The organism is Stagnimonas aquatica (assembly GCF_003730135.1).
Lineage (GTDB): Bacteria > Pseudomonadota > Gammaproteobacteria > Nevskiales > Nevskiaceae > Stagnimonas > Stagnimonas aquatica.
In genome coordinates this window covers 160,962-179,341 of sequence record NZ_RJVO01000005.1, presented here as the reverse complement: position 1 = coordinate 179,341, position 18,380 = coordinate 160,962, and the positions used below count along the sequence as shown (strand labels likewise).

Sequence of the window (18,380 nt, the reverse complement as noted above, 5' to 3'; positions counted from 1 at the left end):
AGTTTGGGGCCCGCCGGCGCTTTCTCGCCGCACGGGTACGGGCTCAACATAGGCCCCCCGCAGGCCCATTCAAGCCCGGTACCCGGCCGGGGCGGTTGCCGGACCGGCCACAACAACTTGTGGCTGCCGACCGTCGGGACCACAAGGGCTTCGTGATAATCTCGAACATCACGATCTTCCCGGCGTGCACGGGGGTATGGGCAAGACGGCGGGCAAGCAGCGACGGCATCGGTTCGGGCTGGGCATGGTGGCCCCGGCCCTGGGCTTGTTGTGCTCGGCCTGCGCCTGGCTGATGCCCGTCGCCGAGGTGCCTCCGCCCTGGGAGGCCGCTGGCCTGCCGGCGCCCGCCGCCGCCGATGTCGCAGCAATGCCGATGACGACCGGCGAGATGGCCCCGCCGCCGGTATTGCGGCGTTTGCCGGAGCGCCTGCCACCGTTGCAGCCGCCTCCGCCGGAGATCGTCAGCCAGGACGCCAGCCCGCGACGGCCGGCGATCTACCTCGCCAGCGATCCCCTGGGTTCGCTGCCGGACTGGCCGGAGGCGCCCGCCGAAGCGGTCGCGCCGTCTTCGCCTGCACCGGCATCTGCACCCGCACCCTCGCCGCCGACCAGCCCGCCTGCGGCACGTCCGCCGCAGTCGCAGCCTCTGCCGGCGGTGGCCGCGCCGTCCGCCGCGCCACTCGTCGCCGCGATCACACCGGCCTGGCGGCAGGCGGTGATCCCGGAAGGCAGCAATCGCACCCCGGTGGGGCACATGCCGCCGCCCGCTGCCATGCCCGGCTTCGTGATCGGCGCCGGCGACACCGTGGACATCAGCGTGCTGGGGCGGCCGGAGCTGTCGGCCACCGGCAACGTTTCCGGCGACGGCCTGGTCACCACCGCCCTGATCGGCGCCGTGCCGGTGCTGGGGCTGACGCCGCAGCAGGCGGCGCAGCGCATCGCCCAGGCCTACAAGGACGGCCAGTACCTGGTCGATCCGCAGGTGACGGTGACGCTGCGCGACTACCAGAGCCAGCAGCTGTCGGTGCTCGGCGAGGTGAAGTCGCCGGGTCGCTTCCCGATGCGCACCCGGCTGTCGATCCTCGACGCCCTGGCGCTGGCCGGCGGCATCAATGACGGCGGCGCCCAGCTCGCCTACATCCTGCGCCCCGAGGACAGCGTGGTGACCCGCTACGAGATCGACCTCGACGCGCTGTTGCAGGCCGGGGCCGGCCAGCAGTATTTCGAGCTGCTCGCCGGCGACACCGTGGTGGTGCCCAAGGCCGAGCTGTTCTACATCTACGGCGAGGTGAAGTCGCCCAATGCCTACAAGCTCAAGCCGGGGCTCACCGTGATCCAGGCGCTGTCGCTGGCCGGCGGGCTCACCGACAAGGGCAGCGACCGCCGTATCGACATCCGCCGTCGTGATGATCAGGGTGGCCTGCACACCGAGGCGGCGACCCTCAGCGACGCGCTGCTGCCCAACGACGTCATCTACGTACGGGAGAGGCTGTTTTGAGCGACCCGGCCATCCAGCCGAGCCCGGCGCTGCTGCCGGCCGCCTATCTCACGCCCGGCATCTCGGCGGGGCAGGTGTGGGCGGCGCTGCGCTACTACCGCTGGATCATCCTCGGCAGCATGCTTGGCTGCGGCCTGCTGGCCGGGGTGCTCAGCAAGCTGGTGCTGGACAAGGTCTACGAGGCCAATGCCTCGCTGTACGTCGATTTCGAGGTCAACGACCCGGCCAGCGGCCGCGACTTTCCGCAGATGCTGGCGACCAGCTACATGTCCACCCAGAAGGCGCTGATCGAGAGCCCCAGCGTGCTGCTGCCGGTGATCGACCGGCTCGGTTGGGTCGGCAAGCCGGAGTTCGCCAAGGGCTATGTCGCCAGCCGCGACGGCGAGCTGCGCCAGTACCTGATGGAAAAGGTGCTGGCCGAAAAACTCAGCGTTGCGCCCTACAAGGACAGCCGGCTGATCAGCATCAGCTGGCAGGGCAAGAACCCCGCCGAGGTGGCGCGCGCGGTCAACACCATCGCCGAGACCTACGCCGATCTGCACCTCAAGCGCAGCCTGGAGCCGGCGCAGGCCCGCGCCCGCGAGTACGCCGAGCAGCTGGAGAGCCTGCGCAAGGCGGTGGACGCGGCGCAGGCCAAGGTCAGCGCCTTCCGCGAGCGCAGCGGCCTGATCGACCTCGACGCCCGGGTTGATGTCGAGGCGCAGAGCCTGCTCGATCTCAACCAGCGCCGGCTGCAAGCGCAGGAGGACGCCCGCAGTGCCGCGCTGCGTCGCCAGGAGTACGAGCGCCAGCGCCGGGCCAGCGGCGCCGGCGAGGCCAACATCGAATTCCTGGGCAATTCCTACATCCAGAACCTCAAGACCCAGCTGAGCAGCCAGGAGGCGCGGCTGGCCGAGCTGTCCAAGACGCTCGGGCCACGGCACCCGGAGTACGTCGCGGTGGCCACCGAGATCGCCAGCCTGCGCGCCCGTCTTAGCCGGGAGAGCGAGCTGTTCCAGGACAGCGTGCGCGGCGATGCCGCACGCGCCAGCGGCGGTGCCGCCGGCGTCGCCGAGGCGGCGGCGACGCAGCGCGAGCGGCTGCTGGAGACCCGTCGTCTGCAGGAGGAAGGTGCCAGCCTGCTGCGCGAGCTGGAGGCGGCCAAGACCGTCTACGACCGCGCGGTGCAGGGTTACGAGACGGTGCTGCGCTCCAGCGCCACCAAGTACAGCAACGTCTCGGTGGTCAGCACCGCGCCGGTGCCGACCAAGCCGATCAAGCCCAAGGCCCGGGTCAACCTCATTCTCGGCCTGCTGGCCGGTGGTCTGCTGGCGATGGCGGGCTGCCTGGGCTGGGAACTGCTGCACCGGCGCGTCCGCTGCGCCGAGGACATGGAGCGGGAGATGGCCGAGCCGGTGCTGGCGGAACTGGGGACGCTGAAATGAGCCTGGTTCCCGGCCGCCAGTTCGCCAATACCGAAGACCCGGCGCACGTCGCCCAGTACCTGATCCGCTACGCCGGCCTCGGCGAGGACGCCTTGCAGGCGATTGCCGAGCTGCGCGCCCGCGAGGAACTGCGCTTCTCCGAGGCGGCCCTGCGCCTGGGTCTGGTCACCCAGGCCGATGTCGATGCCGCGCTGGGCGCCAGCCGCAACCTGGAATCCGGCCGCCCGGCGCGTGCCCAGGCCGATGCGCAGCTGGTGGTTGCCCACGATCCCTTCCACCCGCACAGCGAGCAGATCCGGGTGCTGCGCACTGCGGTGCTGATGCGCCAGGGCGAGGCCGCTGCCAATGTGCTGGCGGTGGTCAGCAGCCAGCGCGGCGAGGGCCGCAGCCGGCTGGCGGCGGAGCTGGCGATCAGTTGCGCCCAGCTCAACCAGCCGACGCTGCTGGTCGACGCCGACATGCGCAACCCGGGCCTGCACCCACTGTTCGGGCTGGACAATGCGCGCGGGCTCGCCAACGCCCTGGCGGAGACCGCGCCGCCGCAGCTGCACGGGGTCAACGGCCTGCCGCAGCTGAGCTTGCTGACCGCCGGACGCGCGGCCGGCAACCCGCTGGAGCTGCTGTCGTCCGACGCGCTCGATGCCCTGCTGGTGGGCTGGCGGCGCCGCTACCGGCACATCGTGTTCGACACCCCGGCGGTGGCCAGCTATTCCGACGCGCTGGCGGTGGCCAACCACGCCGGCGCGGCACTGCCGCTGGCGCGCCTGCACCGCACGCCGACGCGCGACTGGAAAACCCTGATCCAGCGCCTGCACAGCACCCGCGCCCGGGTACTGGGCGGCGTCCTCAATCGAATCTAGCGACACATGTCCTTCCCCCCCAGCGTCCGGGTCAGCGTCTGCATCTGCACCTACCGGCGGCCGGAGCAGCTGGGCTGGCTGCTGGCCGACCTGATCGCCCAGAGCCGCCGTCCCGACGAGGTGGTGGTGGTCGACAACGAGGCCGCAGGCAGCGGCCTGGCCAGCGTCGAGGCGGCACGCGCCGGCGCACCGTTTCCGATCCTGTACGAAATCCAGCCGGTGAAGAACATCTCGCGCACCCGCAACCGCGCCGTGGCGCTGGCCGGCGGTGACTGGCTGGCCCTGCTCGACGACGACGAGCGCGCGCCCGCGCACTGGCTGCAAACCCTGCTCGACACCGCCGCCCGCTTTGGCGCCGACGGGGTGATCGCGCCGGTGGTGTCAGTGGTGCCGGAAACGGCGCCGGCCTGGATACGCCGGGGTAGCTTCTACCAGCCGGCGCGCGACACGCCGACCGGCGAGATCATGCCGCTGAACAGCGTCGGCATCGGCAATGCCCTGCTCTCGGGCCCGCACTTGCGGGCGCTGGCAGGGCCGTTCGACGAGGCCTATGGCCTCACTGGCGGCGAGGACAGCGACCTGCTCACCCGACTGGTGCAGGGCGGCGCGCGGCTGGTGGCCTGCCAGGAAGCGGCCGTCACCGAGCCGGTCGTCGAGGCGCGCCTGAACCTGCGCTGGATCCTGCTGCGCGCGGTGCGCGGCAACCAGGACTACGCCCGCAACTGGCGGCGTGGCCGCTTCGGCGTGATCCGACCCTGGTCGCCGCTGCTGTTCTACCTGCGCGCCGCCGTGCAGCTGGCGGTGGCGGCGACGCTCTGTCTGCTGTGCCTGCCGCTGGGCCGGCACCGCGCTGCGCGCTGGTTGCAGCTGGCGGCGGGCAATTTCGGCAAGCTCTCGACGCTCTGGGGCTGGCACTACCAGGAATACGCGGCACCCGCAGCCGGCCGCCGTGGTCCCGCCTGAGCCGCGCCGGCACCGCCGCGAGCCTATGCCCATGCACCTTCATCCGCGATTAGCTCCTGTAGGCTACCGACGCCCACTCCACGCGGTGCCGCGCCCGGTGCCCGCCCAGTCTCCGGACGCCAACTGACCATGTGCGGAATCGCCGGCATCGCCGCCTACCACCCTCGCGCAGCGCAGGTCGATGAGACCGAGCTGCTGGCGATCCGCGACCGCATGCAGGCGCGCGGACCGGACGGTGCCGGGCTCTGGCTGTCGCCCGACCGCCGCATCGGCCTGGGGCACCGGCGGCTGGCCATCCTCGATCTCTCCGAGGCCGGACGGCAGCCGATGGCGAGCCCGGACGGGCAGGTGGTCATCAGCTTCAACGGCGAGATCTTCAACTACCCGGCGCTGCGCGCCGAGCTGCTCGCCGCCGGCGTGCCGCTGCGTTCGAGCTGCGACACCGAGGCGATCATCCACCTCTACCTGCGCGAGGGCACCGCCGCCTTCCGGCGCCTGCGCGGCATGTACGGCATCGCGCTCTGGGACGCGCGTGTCGCCAAGCTCTATCTGGTGCGCGACCCGCTGGGCATCAAGCCGGTCTACTACGCCGACGACGGCCTGAGCCTGCGCTTCGCTTCGCAGGTGAAGGCGCTGATGGCCTCGCCGGCGGTGTCGGCGCAGCGCGATCTCGCCGCCACCGCCGGCTTCTTCGTGCGCGGCGCCATCCCCGAGCCGCGCACCTGGCTGGCCGACGTCAAGGCGCTGCCGCCCGGGCACTGGCTGGAGGTGAGCGACGGCCGTCGTGGCGAGCCGGTGCCGTTTGAGACCATCGAGGAGGTCTACCGGCAGGCGCCGGCGCCGGGCCTGGGTACGCTGGAAGCCCTGGCCGAGACCATCGCCGGCTCGGTGGCCGCGCACCAGATCGCCGATGTCGAGGTGGGCCTGTTCCTGTCCTCGGGTCTGGATTCGACGTTGCTGTTGGCGCTGGCCGCGCGTGCCGGCCGGCCGATCCAGAACAGCCTGACCCTGGTGCCGGATGTCTATCGCGGCACCGCCGACGACGAGGGCCAGTACGCCGAGCGACTGGCGCAACGCTACGGCGCCAGGCACCACAATCTGGTGCTGAGCGCGGCGGAAGTGCCGGACCTGCTCGAACGCTACTTCGCCGATGTCGACCAGCCCACGGTCGATGGCCTCAACACCTGGCTGATCAGTCGCGCCGCCGTCGGCCTGGGTCTGAAGGTGGCGCTGTCGGGCCTGGGCGGCGATGAGATGCTGGCCGGCTATCCCTCGTTCCAGCAGGCGCCGTTCGCGGCGCGCTTCGGGCGCTGGCTGCCGTTCCAGAAATTCGCCCGCGAACGCCTGCTGCCCTGGGCGGCACCGGCCATCGGCCGGCACCTGTCGACGCCGAAGTGGCCGGCGCTGCTCGGCTACACCGACGGCCTGGCGCCGTCCTATCTGATGATGAAGGCGCTGTTCCTGCCCTACGAGCTGCCGCTGCTGATGGGCCGCGAGGCGGCGCAGGAGGCGCTGCGGCTCTGGAATCTCGATGCCCAGTTGGCCGCCGAGAACGCCACCGTCGCCGGTTGGCAGCCGTTGGCGGCGGTGTCCTACCTGGAATCGCGGCACTACATGCGCAACCAGTTGCTGCGCGACTCCGACTGGGCCGGCATGGGTCATTCGCTGGAAATCCGCACACCGCTGGTGGACCGCGAGGTGTTGCGCGCCGCTGCCGCCGCGCTGCAAAGCGGCGCGGTCAGCAACAAGCGGGCGGTGATCCGGCAGATGCTGCCGGAGCTGGAGAGCCAGATCCTCAACAAGCCCAAGACCGGTTTCACGCTGCCGATGAACCACTGGCTGCAAACCCTGCCCAGCCTCGCCGCCTGGCGCCGGGTGCCGCTGTTGACCGCCGGCAATACCTACGGCGGCCGCCGCTGGGCCTATGTGGTGGCTCAGCAGATGGGCCTGCTGTGAGCGAGGGAGGCGATGCGCCGGGCGAGGGGGCAGGGCGCTCGCGCTGGCTGAAGCTGTTCAGCAGCGCGGTGGTCGACCAGGCCCTGCTGTCGGCCGCCAACTTCCTGGTCGGCCTGCTGCTGATCCGCAATTGCAGCGACGAGGACTACGGCCACTACGTGCTCGGCTTCACCGCCCTGCTGCTGCTCACCGGCCTGCAGGGCGCCTACATCGGCGGTCCGCTGGCAGTGCTGGCACCACGGCAGTCGCCGGAGCGCAAGCGGCAGATGCTGGCCAGCCTCTACCGTCAGTCCGGGCGCTGGGTCGCCCGCGTCGCCCTCGGCCTGGCCTTGCTCTGCGGTGCATTCGGCCTGTTCGGCTGGTTCAGTCTGCCGCTGGCGCTACTCGGCGCGGTGTACTGCCTGGTGGCCAACTTCGCCCTGCAGCGCGAATACCTGCGCACCGGCCTGATGATCTACGAGCGCCCGCAGGCGGTGCTGCGCGCCGATCTGGTCTACGTGCTGCTGCTGGTGGCCGGTGTCGCCGCAGCCGCCCTGCTGACCCGGCCGGCGGCGCCCTGGGCGTTCGCGGCGATGGCGCTGGCGGCGCTGGTCGGCGCCCGACTCGCCTACCGCGAACTGGCGCGCGCGCCCGGCCTGCACGGCGAGGAGCTGTCCGGCCTCTGGCGCGAGCTGGCGCCGCTGGGTGGCTGGGCGATGGCCGGCTGGCTGGTCTACTGGTCGTTCAGCCAGGGCTACAACTACGTGGTCGCCGGCACCCTCGATCTGGCGGCGGTGGCGGCGCTCAACGCCGTGCGCCTGCTGCTGATGCCGGCCAATCTGATGGTCAGCGGCATCAAGCAATTGCTGCTGCCGATGGCGGCGCGCTGGCACCAGAGCCTGGGCCTGGACCCGATGCTGCGCCGCCTGCTCGGCTTCGCGGCGGTGGTGATGGCCCTGAGCCTGATCTACTTCGGCCTGCTCTGGCTGCTGCGCGACTGGGTGTTCGCGGTGCTGCTCAAGAAGCAGTTCGCCGACCGTGACCAGATGCTGCTGCTGTGGATGCTGATGTTCCTGATCTCCGGCCTGCGCGACCTGCTGATGACCGGCCTGCTGGTGCGCGAGCGCTTCCGCAGCATGACCGGGCTCAGCTCGGTGGCGGCGGTGCTGGCGCTGCTGACCTGCTGGCTGGGCGCCCAGTACTACGGGGTGGCGGGCGCGATCCTGGGCCTGGTGCTGGGCGAGGCGATCAACCTCCTCGGCGTGCTCTGGCTGACCATCCGCGAGCGGCGGTCGCCGGACCTGCGGTCATGACCGCCGCCAGCGGCTGGGTCGCCGACCGGCAGTTCCGCTGGCTCACCGCCGGGCTGGTGCTGGTTTCGCTGTGGCTGCTGGAACTGCCGGACGGGCTGAGCTGGGCGACCGTCGGCCGGCCGGACGCCGATGCCGACGGCAACAACCTCATCGCCAAGCTGCAATGGCTGCCGCTGTTCGGCCTCGGCGCGCTGCTGATGCTGTCGCGCTTCCGGTTGGGCATGGCGCTGCTGCCGCACCTCAACCCTTTCCTGCTGCTGCTGGTGCTGTGGGTGGTGGCTTCGTCGCTGTGGTCCTACGACGCCTCGCTGAGCTTGCGGCGGGCGATCAAGGTGGTCGGCGTGCTGTTGATCTGCTGGGGCGTGGTGCTGGCCTGCTGGGACTACGGCCGCTACGAACGCTTGCTGCGCTGGGGCATGCTGGCGCTCCTGCTCGCCTCGCTGCTGTTCCTGCTGCTCAAGCCGCGTCTGGGCATCCACCAGTCCGACGAGAGCGAGCCGCTGCTGGCCGGCAGCTGGCGTGGCCTGACCGTGCACAAGAACAGCTTCGGCGCCCTGGCCAGTCTGGCGACAGTGTTCTGGACCCATGCCCTGCTCACCACCGAGCGCAAGGCGGTGGCGGCCTTCGGCCTGCTGATCTGCCTGGTCTGTCTGATCGGCGCCCGCAGCAGCACCGCCCTGGTCTGCGCCCTGGCCTCGATCGCGCTGATGCTGGCCGGGCTCAAGACCCGACTGGTGCAGCGACCGGGCGCCTTCCTGCTGTTCGCCGGCGCGCTGTTCCTGGTGCCGCTGCTGTGGTTCGTGATCCTCAACGGTTTCCCCAGCATCGACGAGGCGCTGGGGCCGGTCACCAAGCTGCTGGGCCGCGACCTCACCTTCACCGGTCGCGTCCCGCTCTGGGATGCGCTGCTCGACGAGATTCCCCAGCACCCCTGGCTGGGCGTCGGCTACCAGGCCTTCTGGGGGCCGCCGGGCACGCTCTCCGACGCCGCCCGCGCCAAGGCCGGCTGGACCAGCGCCAACGGCCACAACGGCTATCTCGATACCACCAACGAGCTGGGCCTGATCGGGCTCAGCCTGTTGCTGGCGGCCATTGCCTTCGACCTGCGCCGCGCGGCGCGGCTGGCGACGCTGTCGGCCAGCGTGTTCGCGCTGCACACGGCGGTGCAGTTCTACCAGCTGGTCTCGAACCTGTCGGAGACCATGTTCTTCCGCACCATCTCGCTGACCTTCATGCTCACCGTGCTGTCCTCGCTGCACCTGGCGCGGATCAGCCTGGATCTCGACCTGCGTCGCCGTCACGGCGACGCCCTGACTTCCGCCAGTCCGCCCGGGGTTTCCCATGCGCATCCTTGACGTGCCTTACGACAATCTGGCCTTCGAACCGGCGGTCGAGCGGGTGCTCGGCTACTACGGTATCGGCCGGCCGGTGTTCATCACCTACCTCAACATCGACTGCCTGCGGCTGGCGGCGGAGAACGCCGAATACCGCGCCCTGCTGCAAGGCGCCGACACCGTGCTGCCCGACGGCACCTCGCTGAAGATCGCCACCCGCATGACCGGCCAGCGCAAGGCCGACCACTACATCGTCACCGACGTTTTCGTCGCCGCCATCGAAAGGCTGGCCGCCCGGGGCGCGAAGTTCTACTTCCTGGGTGGGCCGCCGGGCGTGGCCGCCGCCGCCGCCGAGGTGCTGCGCGGCCGTCTGCCTGGCATCCAGGTGGTCGGCGCCCGCGACGGCTTCTTCAGCGACGACGAGGCGGTTCTGGCCGAGATCAACGCCTCCGGCGCCGACATCCTCATCGTCGGCACCGGCGCTCCCCGCCAGGAGCTGTGGCTGAACCGCTACCGCGACCGCCTGCAGCCGCAATACCGCTGGGGCGTGGGCGCGTTGTTCACCTGGATCTCGGGCCATCAGGCGCGGGCGCCGATGCTGTTCCAGAAGCTGTATCTGGAATGGTTCTGGCGCCTGCTGCACGAGCCGCAGCGGCTGTTCGTGCGCTACTTCGTACACGACCTGCCGTTCCTGCTCAGCCTGCCGCTGAAGGGCGTCAAGGCGGTGCCCGGCAGCCCGGAGCGGCCCTGAGAGATGCGACCAGCCTCAGGTCACAAGGCATAATCCCCAGCGCTCCAATTCCCAGCCCCTCGCGTCCGTGAACTCCAGTTCCAGCCAGCATGCTGCGTTCCTCAACGGCGCCGCCTACGCCCTGGCCGTCAGCCTGTACCTGTACCTGCTGGCCTGGGGCTACGGACAGCCCTTCGACGCGCCCTATCAGTTGCTGCAACTGATCGCCGGCGTGCTCAGCTTCCTGCTGCTGCGCCGCCACGACCTGATCGCGCCCTGGCATCCCGGCCAGGCCGGCAGCACCGGCACCCGGGTGCTGATCGACTGGGGCTGGATCGTTGCGCTGCTGCTGTTCCTCGGCTTTTTCAGCCGCAGCGCCGAGGACTTCTCGCGGGTGGTGCTGTTCAGCTGGTTCCTGACCACGCCGCTGCTGCTGCTGGGTCTGCACCTGCTGGCTGCCGCCGTCGCCCGGCGCATGGTCCCGGAGCTGGCTCAGGGGCGCAGCACGGTGATCGTGTTCGCCAACGATTCCGCCCGAGTGCTGGCCGAGAAGCTGGCGCGCGCCAGCGGCTACCGGCTGATCGGCTACTTCGACGACCGTGACGAGGTGCGTACCGGCGGCGGCATTCCCGGTGTGCCGCTGCTCGGCAAGGCGCGCGATGCCGCCCAGTACGTCAAGGATCACGGCGTGCAGGTGGTGTTCGTGGTGCTGCCGGACTCCGGCTCGCGGCGCGCCCTGCAATCGCTGGACGAACTGGGCGACACCACCGCCTCGCTCTACTACGTGCCGGACTTCTTCGTGTTCTCGATGCTCAAGGCCAAGCTCGGCGAGTTCGAGGGCGTGCCGGTGCTGCAACTCGCCGAGACGCCGTTCTACGGCGCCGACGGCCTGCTCAAGCGGGTGTTCGACATCGTCTTCGGCATCCTCGCCCTGATCGCGCTGACGCCGGTGCTGATCGGCATCGCCATCGCGGTGAAGCTGTCCTCGCCCGGCCCGGTGCTGTTCAAGCAGGTGCGCTACGGCCTCAACGGCCAGCGCTTCGAGGTCTACAAGTTCCGCTCGATGGTGGTCAATAACGAGGCCGACACCAAGCAGGCCAGCCGCAACGACAACCGCATCACCCGCGTCGGCGCGATCATCCGCAAGACCTCGCTCGACGAGCTGCCGCAGTTCTGGAACGTGGTGAAGGGCGAGATGAGCGTGGTCGGCCCGCGCCCGCACCCGGTGGCGCTCAACGAAAGCTCGCGCAAGGAAGTGAAGCGCTACATGCTGCGCCACAAGGTCAAACCTGGCGTCACCGGCTGGGCGCAGGTCAACGGCCTGCGTGGCGAGACCGCCAACATCGAGCTGATGGAAGAGCGCATCCGCTTCGACCTCGAATACATCCGCAACTGGTCGCCGCTGTTCGATCTCAAGATCATCGTGCGTACGGTGGTGCTGGTGTTCCGCGACGACATGGCCTTCTGAGCCGTGAATAAACCTACTGCGCTGCCCGCTCGCGTGTTTGGCTTAAGCCGCCCCTTCGGCGCGGCCCTCGTGCCAAACACCATGCGGTGCTCGCAATCCTCACGCACCGCGGCCGCGACACGGCGTCGCGCAGCGTGGGTGCGGGAGCGGCTGCGCATGCCTGCTCCCACCCAAGGGCCGCTACGCGGTCGCTGGGTCGCAGGCATGGTGCGCTGCGGTTGCTGCGCTCCTATTCGTTGCGAGCGGACATGCTCGCTACGGTTTCTTCACGACTCAGAGCGCAAAGCATGAGCGAAATGCCCCTCCAGCCCGGCCGGCGCATCGTGCCGCTGGTCATCATCATGCCGGTGCGCGACGAGCAGAAGTACCTGCGCCTCACGCTGGAGTCGCTGGCGGCGCAGAGCTGGCAGCCGCAGGAGGTGATCGTCGTCGATGACGGCTCCACCGATGCCACGCCGGACATCGTCCGCGAGTTCGCCGCCGCGCATCCCTGGATCCGGTTGGTGAAGCGCGACAACCGTGGCTTCCGCCAGGTCGGCAAGGGCGTGGTGGTGACCTTCGACTACGGCCGCACGCAGATTCAGAATCCCGACTGGCGCTACATCACCAAGCTCGACGGCGACATGTCGTTCGGGCCGCGCTACATCGAGAAGGTACTTGGCAAGCTGGAGGCAGACCCCAAGCTCGCCGCCTGCTCGGGCAAGGTGTTCCGGCCCGAGGGTGATGGCTATGTCGAAGAGTTCATGCTCGACGACATGGTTGCCGGCCAGTTCAAGATGTACCGGCGCGAGGCGTTCGAGGCCATCGGCGGTTTCCGCCAGACCATCCTCTGGGACACGCTGGACTGGCACATGTGCCGGATGAAGGGCTGGAAGACGCTGTCGTTCCACGATCCGGAGGCGCGGCTGATCCACCACCGCATCATGGGTTCCTCCGACAAGAACGTGTACAAGGGCCGCGTGCGCCAGGGCCGTGGCAACTGGTTTGCCGGTTATCACCCGCTGTACATGCTCGCGTCGGGCGTCTTCCGCATGCGCGAGCAGCCCTATGTGATCGGTGGGCTGATCCTGATCGGCGCTTACTTCCACAGCCTGCTGCGCGGCGACCCGCAGTTCGACGAGGGCGACTTCCGCCAGCAGTTGCATGCCTGGCAACTGAGCCAGCTCAAGAGCCTGCCGCGCCGCCTGTTGCGTGGCCATGTTGCCGGCGAGCAGCGGGACTAGCTCCGTGCGCCCAAGCGCCAGTAGCGCCTGGGTGCTTGCCGCCCTGCTGGTGGCGCCCGCCCCGGCATGGGCGCTGAGTCTGGAGCTGAAGCCGTCCGTGCACGCGGAGCTGCGCTATGACGACAACATCTTCCGCGCCTCCGAGACCCCCAGCGCCGGTGCGGCCAGCAAGGTCGGCGATGCGCTGAGCCAATACGGCGCCGGCGCCCGCCTGACGCTGCGCCACAGCCTGCAAAGCCTGGAGCTGCGTGGCGAGTTCGACCAGGTGGACTACCGCGAGCAGAGCCAGCTCGATCACCAGCGCTACCGCCTGGCCGCCGAGGCCAGGCTCGCCTATGGCTCCGACTGGCGTGCCGATCTCAAGGCCGAGCGCCAGCGGCGGCTGGAGAACTTTGCCTACCGCGACGACACCCAGCCCGGTTTCGTGCGTCTGGACAACGCGAGCGCCGAGCTGCGCTACGCCCTGACACCGCGCTGGAGCGCCAGCGCCAAGGCCGACCGTTACGCCAGCCGCGCCAGCCTGCTCAGCTCGCAGGACTACGACCTCACCGAGACCGGCGTCGAAGCCGGCGGCCAGTACCGGCGCGATGGCTATTCGTCGCTGGGTCTGTATCTGCGTCAGGTGGAAGGCGAGTTCCCCAACCGCGTGGTGGTCGCCGGCGACGGCCGCGAGAAGGACTACAGGCAGCGCTCGCTGATCCTGCGCGCCGGCTACACGCCCAGCGGCCTCTCCGATCTCGCCGCCCAGCTCGGCTACACCCAGCGCCGTCACACGCAGGCGGATGTCGAGGATTTCTCCGGCTTCACCGGGCGGCTGGCCTACAGCCGCCGGCTTTCCGGGCGCACGCGGCTGAAGGCGGAGGTCTATCGCGATCTTTTCTACGTGGAAGAGGTGAACGCCAACTACGTCGAGAACCTGGGTCTGAGCCTGAGCGCCGACTGGCGCTATTCCGTCAAGCTGGCACTGGCCGCCGCGCTGGAGCGCGTGCAGTCCGACTACCGGGGTAGCAGCGGCATTGCCAGCCTTGGTGAGGCGCGAAGCGACGACCTGCTGCGCCTCAGCCTGGGCGCCGACTACCAGCCGTTCTACCGCTTCAGCATCCTGCCCGAGTACCGCTACGAGCGACGCGGCTCCAACGCGCTCAACAGCGACTACCGCGACAGCATCGTCGGCATCGATTTCAGCTATCGCTACGGCGCCGCCTGGGACTAGCCTCGGTCAGGGCGCCGCCACCGGCGCGTACTCCAGCGAGGGATGCGCCGAGCTGCCGCTGCCGTCGTAGTAGCCGAGCATGCGCAGCTTCCAGTACTGGCCATCGCGGCCGCGCAGCACATAGACCACCTCGCGCGGCGAGATGTAGTGCATGCCCTTGCCGTCGTTGCAGAAGCCCGAGTAGTAGTACCAGCCGTGATCGCCGTTGATGCCGCCGCAGGCGGCGTCACCGCTGCGCTCGGCGGCGGGGTAGGTGACGAAGGCAAGCGCGCCCTCGGCGTCGCTGTGATAGCTGCTGTCGGTCACTGTCGGCGCCTGCACGCGCGCCGCCCAGTCATCGCGCAGTCCGTCGTGCAGCAGCACGCTGCCGCTGCCGGACACACCGCTGTTGAGCTTCAGATCGCTGCGCTTGAGCGCGATGTCCCAGCCCAGCGGATCATTGCCAGGGTTGCTGGGGACGACCTGCGTATGGTTGGCCAGGTCGAGATGCACCCAGGCGTCCTCGTCGCTGGCATCGACGGCCACCGTGTAGCCGCTGCCGCTGGCGGCGAATTGCGCGCGGCCAAGTGGCGCCACCGGACTGTCGGCGCCGCCGCAGGCATTGCCGGGAATTTCCAGGAACTCGTATTGCGGATGGCCGGTCGCGCCGCCAGCCCCGGTGTAGCCGAGCAGGCGCAGCTTGTAGTAGCGGCATTCGACCGTGCGCAGCACATAGGCGACGTTGCCGCGCGCGCTGATCTCCGAGCCGGCGGCGAGGCCGCTGTTGCGATACCAGCCGTAGTCGCCGGCGCCGGTCGCGGTGCTGGGTTCCTGGTCGGCTTCGGGATAGCTGTTCATCGCGTAGGCCACACCCGCCGTGGGATCGGTGACCGGCAGCCCCAGGGACTGCAACAACTGCAGCAGGGCGACCAGCGCACCCAGTTCACTGGTGCTGGCGTCGGTCTGGTAGCTCACCGCCGTGGTGGTCGGCGCGGCGCTGACGCTGTCGAAGGGATAGCGGCTGCCCTCGGCGCTCTTGTCGCCGTAGACGATCACCGCCTGGCCACCGGGCGGTGTGCCGGAGACGCCGCCGTTGAGCTTGATCTCCGGCCCCCGGTGGGCGAGGTCCCATTCGTCGCTGGCCTCGGGACTGGCCGGAAACACCTGGGTCTGGCTGTCGAGGTCGATGTAGATCCAGTCGCTGCCGCTGGCATCGACGCTGGCGTGGTAGAGCCCGCTGTCGGTCTTGCTGAAGACCACTTGCGGGCCGCCCGGACCGGGCAGGGCCTCGGCCGGGGTTTCCGGCTCCTCGACGGTCTTGTCCGGCGAGATGTCGCCGGCGCAGGCGACCAGCAAGAGGCTCAGGGCGGAGAGCAGGGAGGCGGGGGTGTGTTTCATTCAAAACTCCAGCGGAGTTCCAGATAGGCGTTGCGCGGCGCGATGGGCAGGAAGCGCACATCGCCCTCGTCCAGCAGGTTCTCGACGCCGACGGCGAGCCGCCAGTGCTCCCAGGCCTTGAGTTCGGCGCGGGCATCGAACAGGGCGTAGTCGCTGGCGACACCGGCGCCGGTGGGCGCGCCGCCGGTGTCCAGCTCGACGCCGAATACCCGCTTGCCGATCCAGACGCCGCGCAACTGCCAGGCGCTGCTCGCGCGTTCGTAGCGCAGGGCGGCGTTGGCGCGGTGGCGGGCGCGGCCGCTCAGTGCCTCGCCGCTGTCCTCGTCGCGGCTGCGCAGGTAGCCGTAGCCGAGTTGCAGCTCCAGCGGCTGCCAGGGCCGCCAGCGGCCTTGCAGGTCGAGACCGTTGAGCGTCGCGCGGGCGACGTTGACGTAGCTGAAGACGATGGGTGGGCCGCTCTCGGTCTGCACCACGTCGATCAGGTCGCTGACCCGGTTGTGATAGGCAGACAGGCTCAGGTTGAGGCGGGCGCTGGGCAGCCAGGTGAGCCCCAGGTTGTAGCCGCTGCTGCGCTCCGGTTGCAGATCGGGATTGCCGTCGACGCGGTAGCCGACTGCGGCATTGCTGAAGCGCAGCAGCAGTTGCTTGAAGTCCGGCGCGCGGTAGCCGCGCCCGTAGCCGGCGCGCAGGAACCAGTCCGACGCGAAGTCCCAGCGCAGCGCCAGCTTGGGCGAGAGCTGCGAGCCGAACTGCGAGTCGCGGTCGTAGCGCAGGCCGGGCACCAGGCGCAGGGTTTCCGAGTAGCGCCAGTCGTCCTGTAGGTACAGCGACTGGCGGTCGCGCTCGCCTTTCTGGGCGAGACGGTCGGCGTCGAGCTGTTCCAGCGAGGTCTCCGCACCCAGGCTGAAGCCGTGCGCGCCCAGGCGGTGGTCGTACTGCGCGCCCAGCGAGCCAAGCTGGTTGAGGGTTTCCTCGTCAAGATCGTTGCTGCCGTCGCCGCCGCGCTGCTGTTGGAGGAACTGGTCGAAGTAGCGGTTGTAGTAGAGGTCCAGCGCCAGTTGTCGTCCGGCGCCGAAGTCGTAGCGCGGCGCCAGGCCGGTGCGGATGTCCTCGACGCGTTTGCGGGTGTCGTAGACCCGGCCGCCGGTGCCGGCGTCGATGCGGTGGCTGTCGTCCAGCGCCCAGCTCCCGCTCAGGCCGAGGCTGGCGCGCTCGCTGAACTGCCAGTCCGCCTCGCTGCCGGCGAAGCGGGTTTCGCCCTCGATGCCATCGGTGCTGGCGGTGGATTCGTCGAGGTCGTAGGGCGCGATCTTGAAGTAGCCGGCATTGCTGTGGCCGCGCAGCGCGCCCAGCGTCCAGCCAGCGTTGCCGAGCAGCTCACGGTTCTCGCCGCTGTCGATGCGCGCGCTCAGCGTGCCGCCGGGGCGGCCGTCGCGGCGGGTGATGATGTTGACCACGCCACCCATGGCGTCGGCGCCGTAGAGCGCGGAGGACGGGCCCTTGACGATCTCCACCCGCTCGATGGCGTCCAGCTGCAGGCGGCTGAGGTCGATGGCGCCGTTGATGCGGCCGATCATCCGCCGGCCGTCGACCAGCACCAGGATCTGGTCCGAGGCCAGGCCCTGGATCTCGATGCTGGTGCCACGGCCGGCGACCCGGCTGACGTAGACGCCACCCTCGCGCTCCAGCAACTCGGCCAGATCGCGGGCGCCGCTGTTGGCGATCTGCCGGGCGCCGATCAGTTGCACTTCCACCGGGCTGCGGCTGAGCGGCTGCTCGGTGCGGGTGCCGGTGACCACCACCGGGTCCAGCTCGACGCTGTGGACCCTGCGCTCGCCAGGATCGGCGGGCGCGGCGGCCTCCGGCGCCAGGGCCTGCACCGGAATCGCCTCGCGGTCGCTCCCCGTTTGCGCCGAGGCGGCGGAGCAGAGGGCCAGCAGCAGGCAGGAAGCATGGCTAAATCGCATCGCTGTTCATCCACCAGGCCAGTGCCAGTGGCACGGTCAGCCAGAGCAGGCCCTTGATCAGAAAAAACCAGAAGCCGAGCTGCGCCAGGCGGCGCAGATCCTCGCGGCTGGGGCGGCGCAAGGCGGGGGCTTTCATGCACCCGCGCCGACGGTCTCGCGGGCACGCTTGGCGAGGGCGACCAGGGCCATCCGCACTTCGGTGGCGGTTTCCACCGGGGTATCGAAGCCGATGCGCAGCAGGCGCTTGCCGATACGCAGCTCGAAACCTTCGGCGTCGATGCCGGCGATCTGCGGCTGCTCGTCGCCGGCCAGCGGGAAGCCGTGGAGGCGGCAGTAGTCGCGCATTGCCTCGACATGGTCGGCGTTCATGTGCGCGGCCATGCCGTCCTCGCCACGACCGGCGAAGGGATTGGCGCGGCAGAAGGTCTCGGCGCTGATCCAGTGGATGCGGCCGAAGCCACCGATGTAGCGCACCCGCACCGGCTCGATGCGGAAGAAGCGGAAGTCGTGCTGCGCGTGGTAGGCGCGCGACTGCGGATAGCGACGCTCGTAGCGGGCCTGGGCGATCTCCAGTTCCTCGGCCGGCACCGGCCGGGCGTCGCCGAGGATGGTGACGCGGCCGGCGGCCTGGGCATCGTCGCCGCCCTCGGCCAGGGTCAGCGAGACGCGACTGTCGGCGAGGATGTTCCTGGTGTGCTGGGCGATGTCGCTGATCAGGATCACCGGCCGGCCCTGGGCGTCGCTGGCGTAGGGGGTGATCGAGCCGAAGGGGTAGCCGGGCACGTCCAGCGAGATGGTGGACAGCACGCCCTCGGTGCAACGGGCGTAGAGGGCGCGGGCAAGCGGGGCGGATTCGGCGGAGCTGCTCATGGATGTCGGCGGGTGGGGTGGTGGCACGGCTGACCCACGGCCGACGGTCTCGACGGTCAGCGGTAGGGCGGGGCGGAAATACGGTAGTGATTCACAAATCTAAATGCAAATTAGGTGCATTAAATAAACCACAAACCGATTCTTTCCCCGGTAGCCGCTCGGTTCTTGTGCCGGCTGCGATCAACCTGCGCCTGGGCAGCGCCTG

General features: G+C 69.7%; 15 protein-coding genes. 11 read left to right on the top strand and 4 right to left on the bottom strand.

All coding sequences use genetic code 11. The features are described 5' to 3' along the window. The first annotated feature begins 196 nt into the window (after window positions 1–196). The 11 genes from ED208_RS12070 to ED208_RS12020 all read left to right on the top strand — a co-directional run bounded on the left by ED208_RS12070 (window position 197) and on the right by ED208_RS12020 (window position 13,961). Window positions 197–1,498 (top strand): SLBB domain-containing protein, encoded by a 1,302-nt coding sequence (locus ED208_RS12070; protein WP_123212160.1) that lies wholly within the window; start codon window positions 197–199, stop codon window positions 1,496–1,498. Then, window positions 1,495–2,922, top strand: coding sequence for a GumC family protein (locus ED208_RS12065; RefSeq protein ID WP_123212159.1), 1,428 nt, complete (start codon window positions 1,495–1,497; stop codon window positions 2,920–2,922). The genes ED208_RS12070 and ED208_RS12065 overlap by 4 nt, the downstream gene beginning before the upstream one ends. Then, on the top strand, window positions 2,919–3,782 hold the full coding sequence (locus ED208_RS12060; protein ID WP_123212158.1) for a CpsD/CapB family tyrosine-protein kinase: 864 nt from the start codon (window positions 2,919–2,921) through the stop codon (window positions 3,780–3,782). Before ED208_RS12065 ends, ED208_RS12060 begins: the two co-directional genes overlap by 4 nt. A 6-nt stretch (window positions 3,783–3,788) precedes the next feature. Continuing rightward, complete coding sequence (locus ED208_RS12055; protein ID WP_123212157.1) at window positions 3,789–4,745, top strand: glycosyltransferase family 2 protein; 957 nt, start codon at window positions 3,789–3,791, stop codon at window positions 4,743–4,745. 129 nt (window positions 4,746–4,874) lie between these two features. Beyond that, window positions 4,875–6,701 carry an asparagine synthase (glutamine-hydrolyzing) gene (gene asnB / locus ED208_RS12050; RefSeq protein ID WP_123212156.1) on the top strand — a complete coding sequence of 609 codons (1,827 nt, stop codon included), beginning with the start codon at window positions 4,875–4,877 and terminating at the stop codon, window positions 6,699–6,701. Continuing rightward, on the top strand, window positions 6,698–7,993 hold the full coding sequence (locus tag ED208_RS12045; RefSeq protein WP_123212155.1) for a lipopolysaccharide biosynthesis protein: 1,296 nt from the start codon (window positions 6,698–6,700) through the stop codon (window positions 7,991–7,993). The genes asnB and ED208_RS12045 overlap by 4 nt, the downstream gene beginning before the upstream one ends. Continuing rightward, a complete protein-coding gene (locus tag ED208_RS12040; RefSeq protein WP_123212154.1) occupies window positions 7,990–9,348 on the top strand; it encodes an O-antigen ligase family protein in 1,359 nt (452 codons plus the stop codon). Before ED208_RS12045 ends, ED208_RS12040 begins: the two co-directional genes overlap by 4 nt. Continuing rightward, window positions 9,335–10,078, top strand: a complete 744-nt coding sequence (locus tag ED208_RS12035) for a WecB/TagA/CpsF family glycosyltransferase (RefSeq protein ID WP_123212153.1) — start codon at window positions 9,335–9,337, stop codon at window positions 10,076–10,078. The genes ED208_RS12040 and ED208_RS12035 overlap by 14 nt, the downstream gene beginning before the upstream one ends. Before the next feature lie 67 nt (window positions 10,079–10,145). Next, window positions 10,146–11,525 (top strand): undecaprenyl-phosphate glucose phosphotransferase, encoded by a 1,380-nt coding sequence (locus tag ED208_RS12030; protein ID WP_123212152.1) that lies wholly within the window; start codon window positions 10,146–10,148, stop codon window positions 11,523–11,525. A gap of 287 nt (window positions 11,526–11,812) precedes the next feature. Beyond that, window positions 11,813–12,748, top strand: a complete 936-nt coding sequence (locus tag ED208_RS12025; protein ID WP_123212151.1) for a glycosyltransferase family 2 protein — start codon at window positions 11,813–11,815, stop codon at window positions 12,746–12,748. 4 nt (window positions 12,749–12,752) lie between these two features. Further along, window positions 12,753–13,961 (top strand): porin family protein, encoded by a 1,209-nt coding sequence (locus ED208_RS12020; RefSeq protein WP_158608534.1) that lies wholly within the window; start codon window positions 12,753–12,755, stop codon window positions 13,959–13,961. 6 nt (window positions 13,962–13,967) lie between these two features. Here ED208_RS12020 and ED208_RS12015 read toward each other — a convergent pair whose 3' ends face one another. From ED208_RS12015 to ED208_RS12005, 4 genes are read right to left on the bottom strand one after another with little or no spacing between them, the layout of a single operon-like run. Next, window positions 13,968–15,338 (bottom strand): HmuY family protein, encoded by a 1,371-nt coding sequence (locus ED208_RS12015; protein WP_123212149.1) that lies wholly within the window; start codon window positions 15,336–15,338, stop codon window positions 13,968–13,970. Then, on the bottom strand, window positions 15,335–17,305 hold the full coding sequence (locus tag ED208_RS12010) for a TonB-dependent receptor plug domain-containing protein (RefSeq protein ID WP_123212148.1): 1,971 nt from the start codon (window positions 17,303–17,305) through the stop codon (window positions 15,335–15,337). The genes ED208_RS12015 and ED208_RS12010 overlap by 4 nt, the downstream gene beginning before the upstream one ends. Next, window positions 17,295–17,441, bottom strand: coding sequence for a hypothetical protein (locus ED208_RS17345; protein ID WP_158608533.1), 147 nt, complete (start codon window positions 17,439–17,441; stop codon window positions 17,295–17,297). The genes ED208_RS12010 and ED208_RS17345 overlap by 11 nt, the downstream gene beginning before the upstream one ends. Continuing rightward, the gene (locus ED208_RS12005; protein WP_123212147.1) at window positions 17,438–18,175 is read right to left on the bottom strand and encodes a HugZ family pyridoxamine 5'-phosphate oxidase; all 738 of its coding nucleotides are present in this window, start codon (window positions 18,173–18,175) and stop codon (window positions 17,438–17,440) included. The genes ED208_RS17345 and ED208_RS12005 overlap by 4 nt, the downstream gene beginning before the upstream one ends. Window positions 18,176–18,380: the final 205 nt, after the last annotated feature.

Coding starts and splice junctions, on each gene's coding strand:
- ED208_RS12025 (WP_123212151.1), top strand. CDS start 11,813: ATGAGCGAAATGCCCCTCCAGCCCGGCCGGCGCATCGTGCCGCTGGTC.
- ED208_RS12070 (WP_123212160.1), top strand. CDS start 197: ATGGGCAAGACGGCGGGCAAGCAGCGACGGCATCGGTTCGGGCTGGGC.
- ED208_RS12035 (WP_123212153.1), top strand. CDS start 9,335: ATGCGCATCCTTGACGTGCCTTACGACAATCTGGCCTTCGAACCGGCG.
- ED208_RS12060 (WP_123212158.1), top strand. CDS start 2,919: ATGAGCCTGGTTCCCGGCCGCCAGTTCGCCAATACCGAAGACCCGGCG.
- ED208_RS12055 (WP_123212157.1), top strand. CDS start 3,789: ATGTCCTTCCCCCCCAGCGTCCGGGTCAGCGTCTGCATCTGCACCTAC.
- ED208_RS12010 (WP_123212148.1), bottom strand. CDS start 17,305: ATGCGATTTAGCCATGCTTCCTGCCTGCTGCTGGCCCTCTGCTCCGCC.
- ED208_RS12005 (WP_123212147.1), bottom strand. CDS start 18,175: ATGAGCAGCTCCGCCGAATCCGCCCCGCTTGCCCGCGCCCTCTACGCC.
- ED208_RS12015 (WP_123212149.1), bottom strand. CDS start 15,338: ATGAAACACACCCCCGCCTCCCTGCTCTCCGCCCTGAGCCTCTTGCTG.
- ED208_RS17345 (WP_158608533.1), bottom strand. CDS start 17,441: ATGAAAGCCCCCGCCTTGCGCCGCCCCAGCCGCGAGGATCTGCGCCGC.
- ED208_RS12040 (WP_123212154.1), top strand. CDS start 7,990: ATGACCGCCGCCAGCGGCTGGGTCGCCGACCGGCAGTTCCGCTGGCTC.
- asnB (WP_123212156.1), top strand. CDS start 4,875: ATGTGCGGAATCGCCGGCATCGCCGCCTACCACCCTCGCGCAGCGCAG.